19 protein-coding genes are annotated in these 22,286 nt (G+C 71.6%); 9 read left to right on the top strand and 10 right to left on the bottom strand.

Annotated elements, in window-relative coordinates:
* Positions 1-56: 56 nt before the first annotated feature.
* Both AB0C62_RS29085 and hemL read right to left on the bottom strand, forming a co-directional pair.
* Positions 57-776 carry a histidine phosphatase family protein gene (locus AB0C62_RS29085; protein WP_362978106.1) on the bottom strand — a complete coding sequence of 240 codons (720 nt, stop codon included), beginning with the start codon at positions 774-776 and terminating at the stop codon, positions 57-59.
* Positions 773-2,089 (bottom strand): glutamate-1-semialdehyde 2,1-aminomutase, encoded by a 1,317-nt coding sequence (gene hemL, locus AB0C62_RS29080; protein WP_362978104.1) that lies wholly within the window; start codon positions 2,087-2,089, stop codon positions 773-775. Before hemL ends, AB0C62_RS29085 begins: the two co-directional genes overlap by 4 nt.
* Before the next feature lie 384 nt (positions 2,090-2,473).
* Here hemL and AB0C62_RS29075 point away from each other — a divergent pair, with 384 nt between their 5' ends.
* Positions 2,474-3,106, top strand: coding sequence for a hypothetical protein (locus AB0C62_RS29075; protein ID WP_107482611.1), 633 nt, complete (start codon positions 2,474-2,476; stop codon positions 3,104-3,106).
* Positions 3,107-3,195: 89 nt separating this feature from the next.
* On the opposite strand, the gene AB0C62_RS29070 is transcribed toward AB0C62_RS29075, so the two are convergent.
* Entirely contained in the window at positions 3,196-3,942 is a 747-nt protein-coding gene (locus AB0C62_RS29070; RefSeq protein WP_362978102.1) for an SDR family oxidoreductase, read from the bottom strand.
* A 233-nt stretch (positions 3,943-4,175) separates the two neighbouring features.
* On the opposite strand from AB0C62_RS29070, the gene AB0C62_RS29065 reads away from it, so the two are divergent.
* From AB0C62_RS29065 to AB0C62_RS29045, 5 genes are all read left to right on the top strand, one after another.
* Positions 4,176-4,784: a universal stress protein gene (locus AB0C62_RS29065; RefSeq protein WP_362978100.1), complete on the top strand. Its 609-nt coding sequence runs from the start codon at positions 4,176-4,178 to the stop codon at positions 4,782-4,784.
* A gap of 468 nt (positions 4,785-5,252) precedes the next feature.
* A complete protein-coding gene (locus tag AB0C62_RS29060) occupies positions 5,253-5,693 on the top strand; it encodes an SAV_915 family protein (RefSeq protein ID WP_362978098.1) in 441 nt (146 codons plus the stop codon).
* Between the two features lie 9 nt (positions 5,694-5,702).
* Entirely contained in the window at positions 5,703-7,073 is a 1,371-nt protein-coding gene (gene lysA, locus AB0C62_RS29055; protein ID WP_362978096.1) for a diaminopimelate decarboxylase, read from the top strand.
* Between the two features lie 340 nt (positions 7,074-7,413).
* On the top strand, positions 7,414-8,103 hold the full coding sequence (locus AB0C62_RS29050; protein WP_362978094.1) for a hypothetical protein: 690 nt from the start codon (positions 7,414-7,416) through the stop codon (positions 8,101-8,103).
* A gap of 258 nt (positions 8,104-8,361) precedes the next feature.
* Positions 8,362-9,027: a class F sortase gene (locus AB0C62_RS29045; RefSeq protein WP_362978092.1), complete on the top strand. Its 666-nt coding sequence runs from the start codon at positions 8,362-8,364 to the stop codon at positions 9,025-9,027.
* Positions 9,028-9,069: 42 nt separating this feature from the next.
* Here the strand turns inward: AB0C62_RS29045 and AB0C62_RS29040 are convergent, their stop codons facing one another.
* The 7 genes from AB0C62_RS29040 to AB0C62_RS29010 all read right to left on the bottom strand — a co-directional run bounded on the left by AB0C62_RS29040 (position 9,070) and on the right by AB0C62_RS29010 (position 17,203).
* A complete protein-coding gene (locus AB0C62_RS29040; protein WP_362978090.1) occupies positions 9,070-9,576 on the bottom strand; it encodes a GNAT family N-acetyltransferase in 507 nt (168 codons plus the stop codon).
* Positions 9,577-9,690: 114 nt separating this feature from the next.
* Positions 9,691-10,374 (bottom strand): response regulator, encoded by a 684-nt coding sequence (locus tag AB0C62_RS29035; protein WP_362978088.1) that lies wholly within the window; start codon positions 10,372-10,374, stop codon positions 9,691-9,693.
* Between the two features lie 160 nt (positions 10,375-10,534).
* On the bottom strand, positions 10,535-11,203 hold the full coding sequence (locus tag AB0C62_RS29030; protein WP_362978086.1) for a potassium-transporting ATPase subunit C: 669 nt from the start codon (positions 11,201-11,203) through the stop codon (positions 10,535-10,537).
* Between the two features lie 3 nt (positions 11,204-11,206).
* Positions 11,207-13,345, bottom strand: a complete 2,139-nt coding sequence (kdpB, locus tag AB0C62_RS29025; protein ID WP_362978084.1) for a potassium-transporting ATPase subunit KdpB — start codon at positions 13,343-13,345, stop codon at positions 11,207-11,209.
* Positions 13,342-15,006, bottom strand: coding sequence for a potassium-transporting ATPase subunit KdpA (kdpA, locus tag AB0C62_RS29020; protein WP_362978082.1), 1,665 nt, complete (start codon positions 15,004-15,006; stop codon positions 13,342-13,344). Before kdpA ends, kdpB begins: the two co-directional genes overlap by 4 nt.
* 8 nt (positions 15,007-15,014) lie before the next feature.
* Entirely contained in the window at positions 15,015-15,104 is a 90-nt protein-coding gene (gene kdpF, locus AB0C62_RS29015; RefSeq protein WP_055544543.1) for a K(+)-transporting ATPase subunit F, read from the bottom strand.
* A 275-nt stretch (positions 15,105-15,379) separates the two neighbouring features.
* Positions 15,380-17,203, bottom strand: a complete 1,824-nt coding sequence (locus AB0C62_RS29010; protein ID WP_362978080.1) for an APC family permease — start codon at positions 17,201-17,203, stop codon at positions 15,380-15,382.
* Positions 17,204-17,443: 240 nt separating this feature from the next.
* On the opposite strand from AB0C62_RS29010, the gene AB0C62_RS29005 reads away from it, so the two are divergent.
* The 3 genes from AB0C62_RS29005 (at position 17,444) to AB0C62_RS28995 (ending at position 22,229) form a co-directional block, all read left to right on the top strand.
* On the top strand, positions 17,444-18,028 hold the full coding sequence (locus AB0C62_RS29005; protein WP_362978078.1) for a hypothetical protein: 585 nt from the start codon (positions 17,444-17,446) through the stop codon (positions 18,026-18,028).
* A gap of 46 nt (positions 18,029-18,074) precedes the next feature.
* Positions 18,075-20,102, top strand: a complete 2,028-nt coding sequence (locus tag AB0C62_RS29000; RefSeq protein ID WP_362978076.1) for an APC family permease — start codon at positions 18,075-18,077, stop codon at positions 20,100-20,102.
* Positions 20,103-20,270: 168 nt separating this feature from the next.
* Positions 20,271-22,229, top strand: coding sequence for an amino acid transporter (locus AB0C62_RS28995; protein WP_362978074.1), 1,959 nt, complete (start codon positions 20,271-20,273; stop codon positions 22,227-22,229).
* Positions 22,230-22,286: the final 57 nt, after the last annotated feature.

Raw genomic sequence — 22,286 nt, 5'->3', positions numbered from 1 at the left:
TTCCGTATAACTCGCGCAGATTTATATGATTTTACGAATATGCGCTCATTTGGCCGTCAGGCCCCGAATGCCTTGTCCTTGCCCTTCACCGGCTTGGCACCGGCGAGGAGATGGGCCGGCACCAGGTCGCGCGCGGGCTCGCTGTAACCCACGGACACGATCTTGTCGCCGCGGTAGGTGAAGGTCGTCAGCGAGGCGAGCGTGCACTGCCGCTTGCGCGGGTCGTGCCACAGCCGACGCTTCTCGACATAGCTGCGCACGATCCAGATCGGCAGCTGATGACTCACCAGCACCGCCTCGTGGCCGCGCGCGGCGTCCTTGGCCGCGTCCAGCGCGCCCATCATCCGCACGACCTGGTCGACGTAGGGCTCGCCCCAGGACGGCTTGAACGGGTTGACGAGGTGCTTCCAGTTCTCCGGCCGACGCAGCGCGCCGTCCCCGACCCCGAAGGTCTTGCCCTGGAAGACGTTGTCCGCCTCGATGAGCCGCCCGTCGGTCGCCAGGTCGAGACCGTGCGCCTTCGCGATCGGCGTGGCCGTCTCCTGCGCCCGCTCCAGCGGCGAGGCCACGACGTGGGTGACGTCACGCGGCGCGAGGTGCTCGGCCACCCGGTCGGCCATCTGCCGGCCGAGCTCGGACAGGTGGTAGCCGGACAGCCGCCCGTAGAGGACCCCGTCCGGGTTGGCGACCTCACCGTGCCGCATCAGGTGGACGACGGTGATGTCGTCCTCACCCGTGCCGCCGATGCCGCCGTTCGTGCCGCTGGACTCGCTCATGCCGTGGCCTCCGCCGCTGCCCGTGCCGCCGCCGGAAGGGCGTCGGCGATCCGCTGAACCGCCTGGTCGTCATGGGCCGTCGACACGAACCACGACTCGAACGAGGACGGCGGCAGGTACACGCCCTGCGCCAGCATCGAGTGGAAGAACGCGGTGTAGCGGAAGGACTCCTGCGCCTTCGCACCCTCGTAGTCGCGCACCTCACGTCCCGTGAAGAACACGGAGAACATGTTCGAGGCACTCTGCAGACGGTGGGTCACACCCTCCTTGGCGAGCGCCTCGGTCACCAGCGTCCGGATCCGCTCCGACACCGCGTCGACCTTGGCGTACGCCGCGTCGTCGAGCAGCCGCAGCTGCGCGAGACCGGCCGCGGTGGCGACGGGATTGCCCGAGAGCGTGCCCGCCTGGTACACCGGCCCGGCCGGCGCGAGGTGCGCCATGACGTCCTCGCGGCCGCCGAACGCCGCGGCCGGGAAGCCGCCGCCCATCACCTTGCCGAAGGTCATCAGGTCGGGACGCACACCGTCGATCCCGAACCAGCCGGCCCTGCTCGTGCGGAAGCCGGTCATCACCTCGTCGGAGACGAACAGGGCGCCGTTCTTCGCGCAGGCGTCCTTCAGGCCCTGGTTGAACCCGGGCGCGGGAGGCACCACGCCCATGTTGCCGGGCGAGGCCTCGGTGATCACACAGGCGATCTCACCGGGGTGCGCGTGGAACGCGGCGTGCACGGCCTCGAGGTCGTTGTACGGCAGGACGATGGTGTCGCCGGCCTGCGCGCCGGTGACGCCGGGGGTGTCCGGCAGGGCGAACGTCGCGAGGCCGCTGCCCGCCGCGGCGAGCAGCGAGTCGACGTGGCCGTGGTAACAGCCGGCGAACTTGATCACCTTCGCCCGCCGGGTGAACCCGCGCGCGAGCCGGATGGCCGACATCGTCGCCTCGGTGCCGCTGGAGACGAGCCGGACCTGCTCGACGGGCTCGACGCGCGCGACGATCTCCTCGGCGAGGGCGACCTCTCCCTCACCGGGCGTACCGAAGGACGTACCGCGGGAGACGGCCTCCTGGACGGCGGCGATGACCTCGGGGTGGGAGTGCCCGAGGATCATGGGACCCCAGGAGCAGACGAGGTCGACGTACTCACGGCCGTCGGCGTCGGTGAGGTACGGACCGGTGCCGGACACCATGAACCGGGGCGTACCGCCCACGGCTCGGAAGGCGCGCACCGGCGAGTTCACGCCACCTGGGGTGACGGCGGTCGCTCGGTCGAACAGCGACTGCGAGGCTGGGGCTTCGTAGGGATAAGGCAGTTCGGTCATGACCTGCGACGTCTCCGACTCCGGGGGGCTAGTGACTACCTCAGGGTAGGCCAGGGGCCGCGGGGACCCGGGAGGGGAAGAACGGGGAACCGTGAACGGACGGGCGCGGCCCGACGTACGGCTCCAGAGAGGAATGATCCCGGCCATCGCGGACGGGCGGAGAGGAGCCCGGTACGACAACCGGCCTCCTTCCCCCGGCCATCTGCGAAACTGGGGCTACGGACGGACAGCTCACATGAACCATGGTGTTCAGGGGCCGCGAAGATCCCGCGGACAGGTGTTTCAGCGTACGTTTCGGCGTGCGGCCGTGGGGGAGGTCACTGTCACGATGATCGGGTTGCGTGGCGGGGGTCGCGCGCCTTAGAAAAGCAGTCGGGTGGAGATATGCATCGCGGTGGCGGACTGGGCGAGGGGACCGATGACCTCGGTCCTCGGCGTGCCCGGCGGGGAAGGCACCGACGCGAGGCGGAGGAAGCGGCCGGCACACGGGCAGGACAGGCACAGGGACCGCAGGGCGATCCCGAGCGCGGTGACGGCTCGGTGGAGCGGCTGCGGGCGGGAAGCGGGAATGGTGGCCGGGTGGGGGTGACGTACAAATACTTCGGCGCTCCGGACGGCGCGACGGCGGCCCGGGTCCCGATCTCGATGCGCCCCGAGGAGCTCGGCGGCGACGAGCTCGGGATGAACGGCATGTTCACCAAGATCAAGCCGGAGACGATGGCCGCGATGGTCCTCACCGGCATAGAGGGCGTCCCCCTGCACAAGGTCCCCCCGCTGGAGCTGGTCGTCCTCCACCCCGACTACGCCGTGGTGAAGCTCCCCATGACGGTCGTCGACCCGCTCCGCGGCATCGGCGAGGAGGCGGTCGGCGCGGCCGCCTTCATCTGGTCCACGGTCCCGGACCGGGGCGGCCCCCGCGACGCGTTCAACGTCTACCAGCTCCTGCACGAATGGCAGGACTTCTCCCACCGCCTCCACGAGGCGGGCCACCAGCCGTACTGTCTGGTGTGGCCCTGAGCCGAGACGTATCGGATGCACGGGCGGGGTCCACGACCCCGCCTTTCGCGTACCCCCGGTCGTATCGGGGTGAACCTCTCCGCGCCTCGCTACAGCCCGCCCGCCACCCGCAGCACCGCGCCCGTCGTGTACGACGCGTCCGGGGACAGGAGCCAGGACACCGCGCCGGAGATCTCGTCCGGGTGGCCCGCCCGGCCCAGGGGGACGGCCGCAGCGACGCGGGCCGGGCGTTCGGGGTCCTCGTGGAAGTCGGTCCAGACCGTGCCGGGGGCGACGCAGTTCACGCGGATGCCGTCGGCCGCGACCTCCTTGGACAGGCCGATGGTCAGCGCGTCGACGGCGGCCTTCGCGGCGGCGTAGTGGACGTACTGGCCGGGGCTGCCCAGCGTCGCCGCGGCGGAGGAGATGTTGACGATCGCTCCGCCGCCCGCCGCGGTCATCTCCCGTACCGCGCGGCGCGCGCAGAGCAGATAGCCGAGGACGTTGACCTCCAGTGCCTGCCGCATGCCGGCCGGGTCGGCGTCGGCGAGGCGGCCGTTGGGGCCGCTGATCCCGGCGTTGTTCACCAGGCCGGTGACCGGGCCGAGTTCGGCCGTCGCCGCGTCGAAGAGCCGGTCGACCGCGCCGGCGTCGGACGTGTCGACGGCCACGGTCAGACACCGGCGGCCCACGGCGCGGACCTCCTCGGCGACCCTCTCGGCCGCCGCGGCGTCGGACCGGTAGCCGATGACGACGTCGTGCCCGTCCCCGGCCAGCCGCCGGCACACGGCCGCGCCGATCCCCCGGCTGCCGCCCGTCACCACGGTGGTCCTGTTTCCGTCCCGCACGATGGCCATCGCCCGCCTCTCGCCGTCTCTCGCCGTTCAGCCGGCCAGTGTGCCAGGCGCGGGACGGGCGGCGGCCGGACGGCGTCAGAGGTGCGTCAGCGCGGGGGCACGCCGGGTCAGAGAGGCGTCAACACGCCGGACATCCGTCCCCGCCCGCGCCTTCCATGGGAGACGGCCGGATTCCTGGGCAACGGATACCTGGGCGGCCGTGCGGTGGACGGCCGGCGAGGGACGGGGAGGACATGGTGCGCGCTACAGGTGCGGGTGCGGGTGCGGGTGCGGGCGGGGAGAACGGTGCGGGCGACGACGGTGGCCGCCCGGGTGCCGGGCGGCGACGCGTCGTCGTCGGGGTGAGCGGGTCGCCGGGGAGCCTGGCCGCGCTGCACCGGGCCGCGTACGAGGCCCGGCGGAGCGGTGCCGACCTGCTGGCCGTACTCGCCTGGGAGCCGCCCGGCGGTACCTACGCGCACCGGCGCGCCGTCTGCCCCCTGCCGCTGGAGGACCTCCGTCAGGACGCCGGCATGCGACTCCTCGACGCGCTCGGCTCGGCCTTCGGACCCGACGGGCCCGAGGTGCCGTTCCAGGCCGTGGTCGTCCAGGGCGCGACCGGGCCCGCACTCGTGGAGAGCGCCGCCGGTGAGGACGATCTCCTGGTGGTCGGGGCCGGGACCCGCGGGCCGTTGCGCCGCGCCCTGTTCCCCTCCGTCGCCCGGTACTGCCTCGCACACGCCGCGTGCCCCGTCCTCGCCGTACCGCCCTCGCCCCTGGTGAGCGATCTCGCGGCGGTCCAGCGCAGGATCGGCCTCCACCTGCCCCTCGACGCGAGGGAACTGACGGTCGGCAGCCGCTGAGCGGACCGCCCGGCGAGCGCCGACCGCGCTCGCGCAGACGCCGGGCCACCTGACGCCGGTGGGGCGGAGTGAGCGGCGTTCCTCGCCCCCTCCGCCCCAGACCCCGCTCCTCAGACGCCGGAGGGTCTGAAATTCACGCACGGCCCGCAGTCGGCGTCCGGCGGGAGGGGCCGTGCCGGTACATCACATGCCCGTCGCTGACGTCCGGATCGAGCAGCTGCCGCTGCTCGACCCACGTCTGATCCAACGGCGACGGGCGGATGGACCGGCACGGCCCCGACCCACCACCGGACCGCACCCGCCGCCGACGCCCGGCGCGCAGCCCCCGTCAGCATCCCGTCACGACCCCGGCGTCAGCCGTCAAGCATGCGTCAGGGAGACGCCCGCTCCCCCGGTGGACGGGCATAGCGTCACCGAGGCGTCCGGCGAACGGGCCGGGCGGCGACCACCCCCTTCGAGGAGCACCACATGTCTCCACTCGACACCTCCGAGGACCCCGAGCCCTCCGAACCCTTCCCGGCCGGACGGCACGGGCGGAGGTCCAGCCGGCCTCTCTTCGTCCCCGTCCGGCCGGGGCCCACGGGCTGCACGGCCCGCCTCTTCCGTACCCCCGTCGGCGGTCGTACGGCCGTCGGGTTCACCTCGGCCGCGCGCCTCACCGCCACACTCGGTGCCGGACAGGCCTGGATCAGGCTCTCCGAACCCGCGCTGCGCGCCCTCGCCGCGCCGCTGGGCGTCACCGCCCTCACCGTCGACCCGCAGCTCTCCGCCCCCGCCGCCGACCGCGCCGCCGCGACCGTCCGCGAGCGCGACAACTCCTGGCGCCGGTGGCACCCCCAGCACGTGGGTGCCCTGCGCACGACCGGCGCCGCGGCGGTCGTCGTCTGTCTGAACCTGCTGATCGGCTGAGGAGGCGTCATGTCCATCCAGGAACTGCCCGCGATCGTCGCGTCCCCCCTCCCCCCGGAGGTCACGGCCGACGCGCGGGACGCCGACGGCCTCACCGTCTGGCCCCGCTCCACCCGTCCCGCCCCCGGCGGAGACCTCTCCCTCGCCGGTGTCCCCCTCGCCGAGATCGCCGACCGCTTCGGCACCCCGGTCTACGTCCTGGACGAGCAGGAGGTCCGGTCCCGCTGCCGTACGTACCGCACGGCGTTCCCCGACGCCGACGTCGTGTACGCGGCGAAGGCCTTCCTGTGCCGGGCGATGGCGCACTGGGTACGGGAGGAGGGCCTCGGCCTCGACGTCTGCTCCGCCGGGGAACTCGCCCTCGCCGTCACCACGGGCTTCCCGCCGGAACGGATCGTGCTGCACGGCAACGCCAAGAGTCCCGAGGACCTGCGCACCGCGCTCCGCCTCGGGGTCGGACGCATCGTCGTGGACAGCACCTCGGAGATCACCCGCCTCGCCGCGCTCACCCCGTCCGGTACCCGGCAGAAGGTCATGGTGCGGGTGGTGCCCGGCATCGCCGCCGGCGGGCACGCCAAGGTGCGCACCGGCACGGAGGACCAGAAGTTCGGCCTGTCGATCACGGACGGCTCGGCACGGCACGCCATCGCCCGGATACTCGGCCAGCCGCACCTCGAACTCGTCGGTCTGCACTGTCACATCGGCTCGCAGATCGGTTCGGTGAAGCCGTACGTCAGCGCGGTGCGCCGGCTGGTCGGGCTCATGGCACGGGTGCGGGACGAACACGGGGTCGTCCTCCCCCAGCTGGACATCGGCGGCGGCCACGCGATCGCCTACCGCCCCGGCGAGGACAGCATGAACGTCCCGGTCCTGGCCGGCCGGGTCCGCGCCGAGCTGGAGGAGGGCTGCGCCCACGCCCGACTGCCCGTCCCCCGGCTCACGTTGGAGCCGGGACGGGCCATCGTCGGGCCGGCCGGCGTCGCCGTCTACCGGGTCCTCTCGGTCAAGCGCACCAGCGGCCGTACGTTCGTCGCCGTCGACGGCGGCATGAGCGACAACCCGCGGCCCGCGCTCTACGGCGTCCGGTACGCGCCCCGGCTCGTGGGCCGGGTCTCCGGCGCCCCGCCCCGCCTGGTCACCGTCGTGGGCCGGCACTGCGAGGCGGGGGACGTCCTCGCCGACGAGGTGGCCCTCCCGGGGGACGTCCGCCCCGGCGATCTGCTCGCCGTCCCGGCGGCCGGGGCGTACCACCTCTCCATGGCCTCGGGCTACAACCTGGTCGGCCGCCCGCCCGTGGTCGCCGTGTCCGACGGCGTGGCGCGCCTTCTCGTCCGCCGGGAGTCGCCGGAGGACATGAACCGCCGGGACGTCGGGATCTGACGACCCGTGGCCCGTCCGGACGTCGCGATCGGGCGCCGCGGCGGTCCGCGCCACGCCCGGGACGGTGAGCAGACGTGTCGCCGCCGATCGGGTCAAGCACAAGGCGCCCCACAGGCTCGGCGACACGCCGGAGGCTCGCGTCGAACGAGCAGGTCAGAAAGGTGTGGCCGTTCTCGGGTGGGCGAACGGGACGGCCGACGGGGGTGGCCGCGGGAGTGGGCCGAGCGTGCGTCCCAAGTGGTGGGCGGAGCGGATCGGAATGACGGTGGATCACGTCGGGCCGGGTTCACGTGTGCTGACAAGAGGTCAGCTGCCCGGTCCTGACGGAAGGACTCCGACAATGCGATCTGCCCGCATGCTCCTCGCTGCCGCGACGGCCACCGCCGCTCTCGCGATCGCCGCCCCCGGCGCCTACGCCGTCACGGCCGGCGACTGGGACCACGACTCCTCGTCCTCCTCGACCAAGGAGCACGACGACTCCTCCTCTTCCTACAGCAAGGAGCACGACAAGGACAGCGACCACGACAAGGGCTCGTGGCACGAGAAGCCGAATGGCGGTGTGCACACCGGCGGCGGCGCGCTGACGGCCGTCACCGGCGACGACTGGTCCAAGGGCGACAAGGACAAGGAGTCCTCGGACTCGGACCACGAGAAGGGCTCCTGGGAGCACGGCAAGGACGAGGAGGAGAAGCCCCAGGGCGGCATGCACACCGGCGGCGGCGCGCTGACGGCCGTCACCACGGACGACTCGTCCAAGGGCGACAAGAAGTACGACCCGGAGACCTACAAGGACAAGGAGTCCTCGGGCTCGGACCACGAGAAGTCCTGGGACTCCGAGCAGGACAAGGGCGACAAGGGCTCGTGGGAGAAGGGCCAGGACGAGGAGGAGAAGCCGCACGGCGGCATGCACACCGGTGGCGGCGGGCTCGCCACGCCGGGTGTCACGGCCGGCGGTGTCGCGGTCCTCGGTCTCGCGGCCGCGGGCGTCTACGTGGTGCGTCGTAGGAACGCCGAGGGCGGTGTGGCCTGACCATGCCTGACGACATAGTGGCCCGGGCCGCCACCCCACGTACTCCGTGGCGGCCCGGCCGGCTTCCCGTCAGCCCCCCTTGTTGCCTACGCATGGCTCCGGGCCGCACGGGGCGCGCCCGCCGTGGCGCGCCCCCGCCGCTCGTCCCGCCGACTCCGCTCCACCGCTCCTTCCGCAGTCACCGCGCCCGCCGTACGTCCGGGGGTGCCTGACCGCCCCGTGTTCGTTCCGCTGCCCGACCCGATGAGGTGGTGCCCGATGGCAGCCCGGTCGTCCTTTCCCGCCGAGACCCACAACCCCCGGCGGCGCCTGACCTGGATCGTGTGGTGCGCGGGCATCGCGATCGTCATGGCCACGAGCGTGTTCCGCGGTCATGACGATCCGTCCGGCCCCACCGGCGCGTCCCGCGCGGCGGCGGCCCCCGCCGCCTCGTCCTCCGCGTCCTCGGCGGCCCACCCGTCCGGCACGTACCTCCCCCGGGCCGAACCGACCCGCCTGCTCATCCCGAAGATCGAGGTGGACGCGCCGTTCACCGAACTCACCATCGACGACTCGGGCCGGCTCGAACCGCCGCCCGCGGACGACGTGAATCTGGTCGGCTGGTACGCCAAGGGCGTCTCGCCCGGTGAGCGCGGTGCCGCGATCATCGCCGGGCACGTCGACACGAAGACCTCCGCCGCCGTGTTCGCCGGTCTGAGCGACCTGAAGAAGGGCGACAAGTTCAGCGTGAAGCGGTCCGACGGCCGTACGGCCACCTTCGCCGTGGACAGCTCGGACACCTTCGAGAAGGACGACTTCCCCGACGAGCGCGTGTACGCGGACACCCCCGACGCCCAGGTCCGCCTGATCACCTGCGCCGGCAACTACGACCGCTCCGCCAAGGACTACACCGAGAACCTGGTGGTCTTCGCCCACCTCGTGTGACGGACGGGCGACCGGACGCCGGCTCTCGTCCGGGACTCCCGTTCACGCGTCCCCGACACCGATCCAGAAGCGGTCCTCGCCACGGATCCGGCCGTCGGGGACGCCGCCGTTGGCGCGGATCACGCGGCGGGAGGCCTCGTTGTCCGCGTCGCAGGTCAAGAGGACCCGGTCGAGGCCGAGACGGCGGCATTCGGTGAGGCCCGCGGCGAGCATCCCGGTGGCATGGCCCTGACGGCGCCAGGGGGTGACGACGTGATAGCCGACGTGGCCGCCGACCTCCGCCAGCTCGGGGGTGAGGTCGTGCCGAACGACGAGGCTGCCGAGGTAGTGCGCGCCGGAGACGTACCAGAAGACGGTGGACGGGACACCCCAGCGGGTCCGCGTGCCGCGCCGCTCCTCCACGTAGGCCGCGAAGTCCTCCGCGGCCCCGTCGAGCGAGTCGGTGCTTCTGTTCTCCGCCGCGCAGTCGGCGCGTTCACCGGCGAGGTAGGAGTCCCGCACGGCCGGTGTGGGCGCCACGAGACGGGGCGGCGTGGTGAGTTCGGTCATGGGGGTGAGTCTTCAGCGGGTTCCGGCACGGCGTCTCCCCCTTTTTTCCGGGCCGCCGAGCCGCCGGGCCTCCGGGCCTCCGGGTCGGAACCGCGTCCGCCCTGCCTCCCCTCCCTACTCCTCGAAGCGGTAGCCCATGCCCGGTTCGGTGATGAGGTGGCGGGGGTGGGAGGGGTCCGCCTCCAGTTTGCGGCGGAGCTGGGCCATGTACACGCGCAGGTAGTTGGTCTTGTTGCCGGCGGTGACGCCCCACACGTCCTGGAGGAGGCGGCGCTGCGTGACGAGGCGGCCCGGGTTGCGGACCAGGATCTCCAGCAGCTGCCACTCGGTGGGCGTGAGGCGGATGTCACGGCCCGCGCGGCTCGCCTTCTTCGCGGCCAGGTCCACGGTGAACTCGTCGGTGGTGACGAGGACCGTGTCGGGGGTGAGCGCCGGTGTCTCGGTGCGGCGGACGGCGGCCCGCAGCCGGGCGAGGAGTTCGTCCATGCTGAACGGCTTGGTGATGTAGTCGTCGGCGCCCGCGTCGAGGGCCGCGACCTTCTCGCCGGAGGCCCGGCGCGCGGAGATCACCAGAACCGGGGCCCCGGTCCAGCCGCGCAGTGCCCTGAGGACGTCGGTGCCGTCCATGTCGGGCAGCCCGAGGTCCAGGAGGACCGCGTCGGGCCGGCGGGCGGCGGCGATCCGCAGCGCGGTGGTGCCGTCGGGTGCCGCGTCGACCCCGTAACCGCGGGCCTGGAGGGTGATCACGAGCGCCCGTACGAGCTGGGGGTCGTCCTCCACCACGAGCAGCCGGGTCATCGGAGGGCCTTCCTGCGAGGCGGGGTGAGGGTGCCTGTCGGGGCCGTACGGAGAGCGGTACCGACAGGCCGAGGGGGTGAACCGGCCTCATGGCGGCGGGAGTCGGCGTGCGCGGGAGGTGTCCCGGGTCGCCGACTCCCGCCTGGTGCGCCTGAGCCCATCAGCTCTTCGCCACGAGTTCCTTGAGCGCGATGTTGAGTTCGAGCACGTTGACGCGGGGTTCGCCGACGAAGCCGAGGGTGCGGCCGTCGGTGTGCTCGTCGACCAGCTTCCGCACCTGTCCGACGGGGAGTCGGTTCTTCTCGGCGACGCGGTGGACCTGGAGGTCCGCGTAGTCCGGGGAGATGTCCGGGTCCAGGCCGGAGCCGGACGACGTGACCGCCTCGGCGGGTACGTCGGAGGGCTTGACCTTGTAGTCCGCGGTCGAGTTGTCCTTGACCACGGCGGCCTTCGCGTCCTTGACCCACGTGATCAGGTCGGCGTTGTCACCGGAACGGTTCGTCGCGCCCGACAGGATCAGCTGGTACCGGGTGTTGACGCTGTTGGTGCCGAGACCGTTCTGCGGGCGGCCCTGGAACCACTTCAGATCGGGCTCCGGGGTCTCCTGGCCCTTCTTCAGCGGGAGGTTGTAGGCCTGGCCGATCAGGGACGAGCCGACGACCTTGCCGTTCGCCGTGATCTCCGAGCCGTTCGCCTTGCCGGGGAACAGGCCCTGAGCCACCCCGGTGACGGCGAGCGGGTAGATCACGCCCGTCACCACGGTGAGCACCAGGAGCGCTCGCAGTCCGGCCCACAGCAACCGGGCGGAGTTCGTAACCGAGTTGTTCATTGGTCAGCCGATTCCGGGGATGAGGGAGATGAGCAGGTCGATGAGCTTGATGCCGACGAAGGGCGCGACCAGGCCGCCGAGGCCGTAGATCCCGAGGTTGCGCCGCAGCAGCCGGTCGGCGCTGACCGGCCGGTACCGCACACCCCGCAGGGCGAGCGGGACCAGCGCGATGATGATCAGCGCGTTGAAGATCACCGCGGACAGGATCGCGGAGTCGGGCGAGGACAGGTGCATGATGTTGAGCTTGTCCAGGCCCGGGTAGACCACGGCGAACAGCGCCGGGATGATCGCGAAGTACTTGGCGACGTCGTTGGCGATCGAGAACGTCGTCAACGCGCCCCGGGTGATCAGCAGTTGCTTGCCGATCTCGACGATCTCGATGAGCTTGGTCGGGTTCGAGTCGAGGTCGACCATGTTGCCGGCCTCCTTCGCGGCCGACGTGCCGGTGTTCATCGCCACGCCGACGTCCGCCTGGGCGAGGGCGGGCGCGTCGTTGGTGCCGTCGCCGGTCATCGCGACGAGCTTGCCGCCCGCCTGCTCCCGCTTGATGAGCGCCATCTTGTCCTCGGGAGTCGCCTCGGCGAGGAAGTCGTCGACGCCCGCCTCGTCGGCGATCGCCTTCGCCGTCAGCGGGTTGTCGCCCGTGATCATGACGGTCCTGATGCCCATGCGGCGCAGCTCGTCGAACCGCTCGCGCATGCCGTCCTTGACGACGTCCTTGAGGTGGATGACGCCCAGCACGCGGGCGCCGCGCGCGTCCTCGACCGCCACGAGCAGCGGGGTGCCGCCCGCCTCGGAGATCCGGTCGGTGAGCGTGTCGGCGTCCTCGGACACCGTGCCGCCCCGTTCCTTGACCCAGGTGGCGACCGAACCCGCCGCGCCCTTGCGGATGCTGCGCCCGTCGACGTCCACGCCCGACATCCGGGTCTGGGCGGTGAAGGCGATCCACTCGGCGCCGGACAGCTCGCCCTGGTGGCGTTCGCGCAGCCCGTACTTCTCCTTCGCGAGGACCACGATGGAGCGGCCCTCGGGCGTCTCGTCGGCCAGCGAGGAGAGCTGGGCGGCGTCGGCGACCTCGGCATCGGTCGTGCCCGTCACCGGCACGAACTCGGAGGCCTGGCGGTTGCCGAGGGTGATGGTGCCGGTCTTGTCGAGGAGCAGGGTCGAGACGTCTCCGGCGGCCTCGACGGCCCGGCCGGACATGGCGAGCACGTTCCGCTGCACCAGCCGGTCCATGCCCGCGATGCCGATCGCGGAGAGCAGCGCGCCGATGGTGGTCGGGATCAGGCAGACCAGGAGGGCCACCAGGACGATCATCGTGAGGTGCGTGCCCGCGTAGTCGGCGAAGGGCGGCAGGGTGGCCACCGCGAGCAGGAAGACGATGGTGAGGGACGCGAGCAGGATGTTCAGCGCGATCTCGTTGGGCGTCTTCTGCCGGGCGGCGCCCTCGACGAGGGCGATCATCCGGTCGATGAAGGTCTCGCCGGGCTTCGTCGTGATCTTGATGACGACGCGGTCGGAGAGGACCTTCGTGCCGCCGGTGACGGCCGAGCGGTCGCCGCCCGACTCCCGGATGACCGGCGCGGACTCGCCGGTGATGGCGGACTCGTCGACGGACGCCACGCCCTCGACGACGTCACCGTCGCCGGGGATGATGTCGCCCGCCTCGCAGACCACGAGGTCACCGATGCGCAGCTCGGTGCCGGGCACCCGTTCCTCGGTGCGGCCGTCGGCGGAGAGCCGGCGGGCGACGGTGTCGGTCTTGGCCCTGCGCAGGGTGTCGGCCTGCGCCTTGCCGCGCCCCTCGGCCACCGCCTCCGCCAGGTTGGCGAAGACGACGGTGAGCCACAGCCAGGCGCTGATCGCCCAGCCGAACCAGTCGCCGGGGTCCTTGAAGGAGAACACCGTGGTCAGCACGGAGCCGATGAGGACCACGAACATCACGGGCGACTTGACCATGATCCGCGGGTCCAGCTTGCGGAAGGCGTCGGGCAGCGACCGCAGGAGCTGCTTCGGGTCGAAGAGACCGGCGCCGACCTTTCCCTCGTCCTGGTGGTGGCCGGTCGGCAGGTCGCTGTGCGGCGCCCGGGTCGGAGTGGCTGTGGACATGGAGTCCTCTTGGTTCTCGGTACGAGTGGTCATGACGCCAGCCCCTCGGCCAGCGGGCCCAGGGCGAGGGCCGGGAAGTAGGTCAGACCGGTGATGATGAGGATCGCGCCCACCAACAGCCCGGTGAACAGGGGCTTCTCGGTGCGCAGGGTGCCCGCGGTCGCCGGGACCGGTTTCTGTTCGGCGAGCGATCCGGCGAGGGCGAGGACGAACACCATCGGCAGGAAGCGGCCGAGCAGCATCGCGAGTCCGATGGTGCTGTTGAACCACTGCGTGTCGGCGTTCAGACCGGCGAAGGCCGAGCCGTTGTTGTTGGCGCCGGACGTGTAGGCGTACAGGATCTCGGAGAAGCCGTGCGCCCCGCTGTTGGTCATCGAGTTGCCCGGGGTGGGCAGCGCCATCGCGGCGGCGGTGAAGACGAGCGCCAGAGCCGGGGTGATGAGGATGTAGATCGCCGCGAACTTGATCTCGCGGGTGCCGATCTTCTTGCCCAGGTACTCGGGGGTGCGGCCGACCATCAGGCCGGCGATGAACACCGCGATGATCGCCATGATGAGAATGCCGTAGAGGCCGGATCCGGTACCACCGGGGGCGATCTCGCCGAGCTGCATGCCGAGCATGGTGATGCCGCCGCCGAGGCCGGTGAAGGAGGAGTGGAAGGAGTCCACCGCGCCGGTCGAGGTCAGGGTCGTGGCCACCGCGAAGATGGACGAGCCGCCGACGCCGAAGCGCGTCTCCTTGCCCTCCATCGCCCCGCCGGCGATGTCGAACGCCGGGCCGTGGTGGGCGAACTCGGTCCACATCATCAGCGCCGTGAAGCCGATCCAGATCGTCACCATCGTGGCGAGGATCGCGTAGCCCTGGCGCAGCGAGCCGACCATGCGGCCGAAGGTACGGGTCAGGGCGAACGGGACGAGGAGGATCAGGAAGATCTCGAAGAGGTTGCTGAACGGGGTGGGGTTCTCGAAGGGGTGGGCGCTGTTGGCGTTGAAGTAGCCGCCGCCGTTGGTGCCCAGCTCCTTGATGGCCTCCTGGGAGGCGACCGCGCCGCCGTTCCACTGCTGCGAGCCGCCGAAGAACTGGCCGACCGCGTGGATGCCGGAGAAGTTCTGGAGGGCGCCGCACGCGACGAGCACGATCGCGGCGATCACCGAGATCGGCAGCAGGATGCGGACGGTGCCGCGCACCAGGTCGGACCAGAAGTTGCCCAGTTCACCGGTACGGGACCGGGCGAAGCCGCGCACGAGGGCGACGGCGACGGCGATGCCGACCGACGCGGACAGGAAGTTCTGCACCGCGAGGCCGCCGGTCTGTACGACGTGGCCCATGGCCTGTTCGCCGTAGTACGACTGCCAGTTGGTGTTCGACACGAAGGACGCGGCGGTGTTGAACGCCTGGTCCGGGTCGATGGCGGCGAAGCCGAGCGAGCCGGGCAGGTGGCCCTGGAGCCGCTGGAGCAGGTAGAGGAAGAGGACGCTGACCGCCGAGAAGGCGAGAACGCCGCGCAGGTAGGCGGGCCAGCGCATCTCGGCGTCCGGGTTGGCGCCGATGCCCTTGTAGATCCACTTCTCGACGCGCAGGTGCTTGTCGGAGGAGTAGACCCGGGCCATGTAGTCGCCGAGGGGACGGTAGGCGAGGGCCAGTGCCGCTATGAGAGCGAGCAGCTGGAGGACGCCGGCGAGGACGGGGCTCATGACAGTGCTCAGAACCTCTCCGGGAAGACGAGGGCGAGGACGAGATAGCCCAGCAGGGCGACGGCCACGATCAGGCCGACGATGTTCTCGGCGGTCACAGCTTCGTCACCCCCTTGGCGACGAGGGCCACCAGCGCGAACACCGCGATCGTGGTGACGACGAAGGCCACGTCGGCCATCGTGAGCTCCTAGATGAGGTTCGGATCGAACTGACGAGTTAGAGGAAACCGCCCCCACGACCCGTTTCGGCCACCGTTGACGCCTCCCATACGGGGCGCGGCGTCCCTTTGACGCGTCCCATACGGGGCGAGGCGGAACGCCCGCTTCCGGGGTCGCGGAAAGGGCCGCGCGACCCCGGAAGGCGAGGGTCTGTTTCAGGACAGCCGGAACCGCAGACGGCAGATCACCGCGTCGGTGTCCCTGCGGACGGCGTGCGCGACCACGGCACCGCGCTGGTTCTGCAGCAGCCGCTGCCACATCCGGTCGGGCTCGACTTCCGCGATCAGGACGGTGACCCGGGTGCCGGGTGCGGCGATCCCGCGCACGTACGCGGCGACGGGACGCCCCAGCGCGCGGCGCTCGGAAGCGATGCGGACCAGCGGGACCCCGGGGTTCCACCGCTCCCACGCCACCTCCAGGGCCGCCGCCTGCGCCCGGTCCTCGGGGTCGGAGTGGCACACGGTCACGGCACGCACCTCGTCGCCGAGCGAACCGGCCGCGTTCAGCGCCTCACAGGTCAGCCGGGAGAGGTTCGACACGGGGACGATCACCAGGGAGCGCTCGCGGTGCGGGCGTTCGGGGACGCGGCCGAGGCCGAGCCGTTCCCCGATCCGCGTGTACGCCCGGTGCACGGCCTCGAACGCGGCGACCAGCAGGGGCAGCGCGATGACGATCAGCCAGGCGCCGTCCGCGAACTTGGTGGCGGTCACCACGACGGCGGAAACGCCCGTGAGCGCCGCGCCGAACCCGTTCAGCAGGGCCTTGCCCCGCCGGCCACGGCCCCGTTCCAGAAGCCAGTGCCGGACCATGCCGACCTGCGCGATCGTGAAGCCGACGAAGACACCGACGGCGAAGAGCGGCACCAGGGTGTTGGTGTCGCCGCCGGAGAACACGAGGAGGGCGGCGGAGACGGCGGCCAGCGTGAGGACGCCGTGCCGGTGCACCTGGCGGTCCGCCTTGAGCGCGAAGACGTGCGGCAGGTGGTTGTCGCGGGCGAGGAGCTTCAGCAGGACCGGGAGGCCGCCGAAGGAGGTGTTCGCGGAGAGGGCGAGCAGGATCATCGTCGCGAACTGGACGACGTAGAAGGCCGCGTTGTGGCCGAGAGAGGCGTCGGCGAGCTGCGCGAGGACGGTGACGCCCTCCACGGGCTGGAGGTGGAACCGCGAGATCAGCACGGACAGGCCGATCAGCATCGCGCCGAGGACCGCGCCGAGGGCGACCTCCGCACGCTGGGCCCGCTTCGCGCGCGGCATCCGGAACGACGGCACCGCGTTGGCGAGGGCCTCGACACCGGTGAGGGCGCTGCACCCGGAGGCGAACGCCTTCAGCAGGAGCAGGGCGCCGACCGCCGTGGCGTTGTCGGCGAGGACGGACGCGTGGCCCTGGGCGGCGGCCGTGCTGACGGGCGCCGACCGGAAGAGGCCCACGGCGATGAGCACGAACACCGAGCCGACGAACACCGCCGTCGGCACGATGAAGACCCGCGCCGACTCGACGACACCCCGCAGGTTCACGCCCGTGACCAACGCGAGCACCGCGAGGCAGATCCACACCCGGTCGTCGTAGAGCCCCGGGAACGCCGAGGTCAGGGCCGCGACCCCGGCCGTGACGGCGACGGCCACGTTCAGCACGTAGTCCAGCACCAGGGAGGCCGCGGCCACCAGGCTCGTCCGGACGCCGAGGTGGGTGCGGGCGACGGCGTACGCGCCGCCGCCGTCGGGGAACGCGACGATCACCTGCCGGTAGGAGGCGACGAGTACGGCGAGCAGGCCGGCGATGGCGAGGGTGACCGGCAGCGTGAAGCCGAGGCCGCGCGCACCGGCGGCGGCCAGCACCAGGACGATCGCCTCGGGGCCGTACGCCACCGACGCCATCGCGTCCAGGGAGAGCGCGGCGAGGCCGGTGACGGCGGTCAGCCGGTGGCGTTCACCGGTATCCGGGGGTTCCTCGTCGGCGGAGGCGGCGGTCAGGACGGACATGGGGCGGGTGCTCCTCGGCTCGGGGCGGGACCCTGGACGGGTCGTCGCGCTGGAGCCGCACCCGCGGGGCGGCGCGTGCGGCTGCGACCAGGTTGTTCCCGGCCACCACCCGCTCCGTACGGCCCTTGCGCGTTCTTCGCGCCCGTCGCCCCGGCCTTGTCGCGACCTTGACGCCGCGGCACGTCAGAGACCCGTCAAGGCATGCCGGGTCCGGCCTCGCGGGTGCTTACCGTCGACGACATGGAACGCCGCGACGATCCGCGCGAAGCGGTCGGGTTGCCCCCGCCCCGGGCTCCCGGTCCGGACCCGCGCCCCGCCCCCTCCCCGGAGGTGGCGCACGATCTCCACTGGGCCCGGGACCTGCGCAGCGCGGTCCGCTGCTCGGCCCTCCTCCTCGCCTTCCTGCTGCTGATCGACCATGCGGCCGGCACCCTCACCGGCCCGCGCGTCCTGCTGTGGACGGGGCTCGCCGCGCTGCTCCTCCTCGTCCTGTACCCGGCCCGGGTCGCCGTCGGCGAGGGCTGGCTGAGCACGCGCGGGCTCCTCGGCACCCGGCGGGTCCGCACCGACCACCTGGTGTCCGTGCGCTGTCTGGACGGGGTCGGGCAGCGGCTCGTCCTGCGCGACACCTCCGGCGCGCGCGTCGAGATCGATCCCCGTCTGCTGGTCGCCAATCCGGCGCTGTGGCACCGCCTCGACGCCGACGCCCGCGCCTCCGCGCTGCGCGGCTCCCTCGTCTGCGGCGCGACCGCGCTGCGCCGCGTGAGCGAGCGCGTCGACGACGAGGCCGCACGGGCGGTGTTCAAGGTGTCCGGGCTGGACTGAGTGTCGGGACCACCCGCAGCCCCCCGTCCCGGCTTACCCTCCGCCCGTGCTGAACGTGACGGGGATGCTCAAACGGCTCGTGATCGGCAGGGCGATGCGCAGCGACGAGCTGCACGGGACCCTGCTGCCCAAACGGCTCGCTCTGCCGATCTTCGCCTCCGACCCGCTGTCGTCCGTGGCCTACGCGACGCAGGAGATCCTGCTCGTCCTCACCCTCGGCGGCCTGACGTACCTGCACTTCACGCCCTGGATCGCGGGCGCCGTGGTCGTGCTCCTGACGGTCGTGGTGCTGTCGTACCGGCAGGTGGTGCACGCCTATCCGAGCGGCGGCGGCTCCTTCGAGGTGGCGTCCACGAACCTCGGCCCCTCGGCCGGGCTGGTCGTCGCCGCCTCCCTGCTGGTCGACTACGTGATGACGGTCGCCGTCTCCGTCGCCTCCGGGGTCGACAACATCATCTCGGCGATCCCCGCCCTCGCCCACCAGCGCGTCCTGATGGCCCTCGTCTTCGTCGCCGTCCTCGCCGCCATCAACCTGCGCGGGATGCGCGAGTCGGGCCGGGCCTTCGCCGCGCCGACGTACCTGTTCATCGGCGGCGTCCTGATCATGGTGATCACCGGCCTGATCCGGTACGCCCTCGGGGACGCGCCGGTCGCCGAGAGCGCCGCCTACGGAGTCCGGCCCGCCCCCTCCGACGCCCATCTGACGGGCCTGGCCCTCGTGATGCTGGTGCTGCGCGCGTTCTCCTCCGGCTGTACGGCGCTGACCGGCGTGGAGGCGATCTCCAACGGCGTACCGGCGTTCCGCAAGCCCAAGTCGCGCAACGCCGCCTCGACACTGGCGGCGATGGGCGGCCTCGCCATCATCATGTTCGTCGGGGTCACCACGCTGGCGCTGGTCGCCAAGGTGCACATCACGGACGACTCCTGCCGGCTCACCGGGCTGAGCGACTGCGCCACCTACACGCAGCGCACGGTCATCGCACAGATCGCGGCGGCGGTCTTCGGCGGTGAGAGCAGCTTCGGCTTCTACTTCATCCAGGCCGTGACGGCCCTCGTCCTGATCCTCGCCGCGAACACCGCCTTCAACGGCTTCCCGCTGCTGTCCTCGATCCTCGCCCAGCACCGCTACCTGCCCCACCAGCTGCACAACCGGGGCGACCGGCTGGCCTTCTCCAACGGCATCCTGGCCCTCGCGATCGTCGCGGGCCTGCTGCTGTGGGGCTACCGGGCGAACGTCACCAGCCTCATCCACCTGTACATCCTCGGCGTGTTCACCTCCTTCACCCTGTCCCAGCTCGGCATGGTGCGGCACTGGAACAGAGCGCTGCGCGGAGAACCCGACCCGGCCGCCCGACGCCGTCACCACACGGCGCGCGTCATCAACGCGGTGGGCGCGGTCTTCACCGGGATCGTCCTTCTCATCGTCCTGGTCACCAAGTTCACCCAGGGAGCGTGGCTGGCCGTCCTCGCGGCAGCCGTGCTGTGGGTGCTGATGCGCGCGATCCGACGCCACTACGACGCCACGGCGGCCGAGCTGGCGGTGACGGACCCGCACGCCGAACTCGTACCGCCCGGCCGGGTCCTCGCGATCGTCCTCGTCTCCAAGGTCCACAAACCGACCCTGCGGGCCCTCGCCTACGCCCGCGCCATCCACCCCGACCGGCTGGAGGCGCTGACCGTCTCGGTCGACGCGGAGGACACGGACGAGCTGCGTCGGCGCTGGGAGGAGTTCGCCATCGACGTGCCGCTGAAGGTCGTCGACTCCCCGTACCGCGAGATCACCAGACCGGTCGTCGGATACGTGCGTTCGGTGCGCCGCGACAGCCCGCGCGACGTCGTCGCCGTCTTCATCCCCGAGTACGTCGTCGGCCACTGGTGGGAGAACGCCCTGCACAACCAGTCCGCCCTGTGGCTCAAGAGCCGGCTGCTGTTCACCCCGGGCGTGATGGTGACGAGCGTGCCCTGGCAGCTCAGCTCCTCCGCCCACGCGAACCGGCCGACGGGCCGTGCGCCGGGTGCGGTCCGCCGGGGCGAGCCGGTCCCGCCGCAAGCCACCCGGCAGGGGCGACCGTAGCCGCCCCCTCGGCGTCCCCGTGATGCGCGACCGGCGGGTCTTAACGCAAGCTTGACGCGTAGGCCCCCGGCAGGCGTGGGCCCATGGATCACTCTCTGCATACGCTGATGACGCCGTCTCCTCGATGGCCGGAAACGATCGCCGAGCCGTACGTCAGGAGAGCCACCGATGGCCAGCCCCGAGCACGCCCCGCCGAGCCGGCTGCGCGCCTGGATGCTGGAAGGCCTGTCCGACATGGGCAAGGGCAAGGGCCGGCAGCTGCCCCGGCCCGCCGCCCCCGCGCCCGTCCACAAGGGCCAGCGCTGGTGGCGCGTCATGTGTCTGACCGGCGTCGACTACTTCTCCACCCTCGGCTACCAGCCGGGCATCGCCGCCCTCGCCGCCGGTCTCCTCTCCCCCGTCGCGACCGTCGTCCTCGTCATCGTCACCCTCGCGGGCGCACTGCCCGTCTACCGCCGCGTCGCCGAGGAGAGCCCGCACGGCGAAGGCTCGATCGCGATGCTCGAACGGCTCCTGTCGTTCTGGCAGGGCAAGCTCTTCGTCCTCACCCTGCTCGGCTTCGCCGCCACCGACTTCCTCATCACCATCACCCTCTCGGCGGCCGACGCCTCCACCCACCTGGTGGAGAACCCCCACCTGAACAGCGTCCTGCACGACAAGCAGCTGGTGATCACCCTCGCCCTCGTCGCGCTGCTCGGCGCCGTCTTCCTCAAGGGCTTCCTGGAGGCCATCGGCGTCGCCGTGGTCCTGGTGGGCATCTACCTCGGCCTCAACGTCGTGGTCGCGGTGACCGGCCTGTGGCAGGTCGCCACCCACGGACACGTCGTCACCGACTGGACCACCGCCCTGACCGCCGAACACGGCAACGTCCTCGCGATGGTCGGCGTGGCCCTGCTGGTCTTCCCGAAACTCGCCCTCGGCCTCTCCGGCTTCGAGACCGGCGTCGCCGTCATGCCGCACGTCGAGGGCGACGCCGCCGACACCGAGGAGACCCCGGCGGGCCGCATCCGCGGCACGAAGAAACTGCTCACCACCGCCGCCGTGATCATGAGCGTCTTCCTCATCGTGACCAGCTTCATCACCACCGTGCTGATCCCGGAGAAGGAGTTCGAGTCGGGCGGCCAGGCCAACGGCCGCGCCCTCGCCTATCTGGCCCACGAGTACCTCGGCAACGCCTTCGGGACCGTCTACGACGTCTCCACCATCGCCATCCTGTGGTTCGCCGGAGCCTCCGCCATGGCCGGACTCCTCAACCTCATGCCGCGCTACCTCCCCCGCTACGGCATGGCCCCGCACTGGGCACGCGCCGTCCGCCCCATGGTGATCGTCTTCATCCTGATCGCGTTCCTCGTCACCTGGATCTTCGACGCCGACGTCGACGCCCAGGGCGGCGCCTACGCCACCGGCGTCCTCGTCCTGATCAGCTCCGCCGCCATCGCCGTCACCATCGCCGCCCGCAAGGCCCGCCAGAAACACTGGACCATCGCCTTCGCCGTCATCTCGGCGGTCTTCCTCTACACGACCGTCGTCAACGTCATCGAACGCCCCGACGGCGTGAAGATCGGCGCCTGCTTCATCGCCGGCATCATCCTCGTCTCCTTCCTCTCCCGGCTCGCCCGCGCCTTCGAGCTGCGCGTCACCAGCGTGACCGTGGACCCGATGGCCGAACGGTTCATCCGCGACATCGCGAGCCGGCGCATCCGGTTCATCGCCAACGAACCCGACAACCGCGACATCACCGAGTACCGCGAGAAGATCGACCAGATCCGCGCCGACCACGACCTCCCCGCCCAGGAGGACTTCGTCTTCCTCGAGGTCACCGTCCTCGACCCCTCCGAGTTCGAGTCGGTCATGAACGTACGCGGCGAGGTGCTCCACGGCCGCTACCGCATCCTGACCCTGGAGTCCTCCTCCATCCCCAACGCGCTCGCCGCCCTGCTCCTGCACGTCCGCGACACCACCGGCTGCATCCCGCACGTCTACTTCGAATGGACCGAGGGCAACCCGTTCACCAACTTCCTGCGCTTCTTCCTCTTCGGCCAGGGCGAGGTCGCCCCCGTCACCCGCGAGGTGCTCCGTGAGGCCGAACCCGACCGCGACCGCCGCCCCCGCGTCCACGTCGGCTGACCGGCCGGCCGACCACCGACCCCGCCCGACGGAGTGAGAGGCCGGTAAGAAGCCCCG

The organism is Streptomyces sp. NPDC048643 (assembly GCF_040650615.1).
Lineage (GTDB): Bacteria > Actinomycetota > Actinomycetes > Streptomycetales > Streptomycetaceae > Streptomyces.
This window is presented reverse-complemented; position numbering and strand designations above follow the sequence as displayed.

Bases quoted from the DNA above. Each gene is read 5' to 3' on its own strand.
- AB0C62_RS29085 (WP_362978106.1), bottom strand. From the start codon at position 776: ATGAGCGAGTCCAGCGGCACGAACGGCGGCATCGGCGGCACGGGTGAG.
- hemL (WP_362978104.1), bottom strand. From the start codon at position 2,089: ATGACCGAACTGCCTTATCCCTACGAAGCCCCAGCCTCGCAGTCGCTG.
- AB0C62_RS29075 (WP_107482611.1), top strand. From the start codon at position 2,474: ATGCATCGCGGTGGCGGACTGGGCGAGGGGACCGATGACCTCGGTCCT.
- AB0C62_RS29070 (WP_362978102.1), bottom strand. From the start codon at position 3,942: ATGGCCATCGTGCGGGACGGAAACAGGACCACCGTGGTGACGGGCGGC.
- AB0C62_RS29065 (WP_362978100.1), top strand. From the start codon at position 4,176: ATGGTGCGCGCTACAGGTGCGGGTGCGGGTGCGGGTGCGGGCGGGGAG.
- AB0C62_RS29060 (WP_362978098.1), top strand. From the start codon at position 5,253: ATGTCTCCACTCGACACCTCCGAGGACCCCGAGCCCTCCGAACCCTTC.
- lysA (WP_362978096.1), top strand. From the start codon at position 5,703: ATGTCCATCCAGGAACTGCCCGCGATCGTCGCGTCCCCCCTCCCCCCG.
- AB0C62_RS29050 (WP_362978094.1), top strand. From the start codon at position 7,414: ATGCGATCTGCCCGCATGCTCCTCGCTGCCGCGACGGCCACCGCCGCT.
- AB0C62_RS29045 (WP_362978092.1), top strand. From the start codon at position 8,362: ATGGCAGCCCGGTCGTCCTTTCCCGCCGAGACCCACAACCCCCGGCGG.
- AB0C62_RS29040 (WP_362978090.1), bottom strand. From the start codon at position 9,576: ATGACCGAACTCACCACGCCGCCCCGTCTCGTGGCGCCCACACCGGCC.
- AB0C62_RS29035 (WP_362978088.1), bottom strand. From the start codon at position 10,374: ATGACCCGGCTGCTCGTGGTGGAGGACGACCCCCAGCTCGTACGGGCG.
- AB0C62_RS29030 (WP_362978086.1), bottom strand. From the start codon at position 11,203: ATGAACAACTCGGTTACGAACTCCGCCCGGTTGCTGTGGGCCGGACTG.
- kdpB (WP_362978084.1), bottom strand. From the start codon at position 13,345: ATGACCACTCGTACCGAGAACCAAGAGGACTCCATGTCCACAGCCACT.
- kdpA (WP_362978082.1), bottom strand. From the start codon at position 15,006: ATGAGCCCCGTCCTCGCCGGCGTCCTCCAGCTGCTCGCTCTCATAGCG.
- AB0C62_RS29010 (WP_362978080.1), bottom strand. From the start codon at position 17,203: ATGTCCGTCCTGACCGCCGCCTCCGCCGACGAGGAACCCCCGGATACC.
- AB0C62_RS29005 (WP_362978078.1), top strand. From the start codon at position 17,444: ATGGAACGCCGCGACGATCCGCGCGAAGCGGTCGGGTTGCCCCCGCCC.
- AB0C62_RS28995 (WP_362978074.1), top strand. From the start codon at position 20,271: ATGGCCAGCCCCGAGCACGCCCCGCCGAGCCGGCTGCGCGCCTGGATG.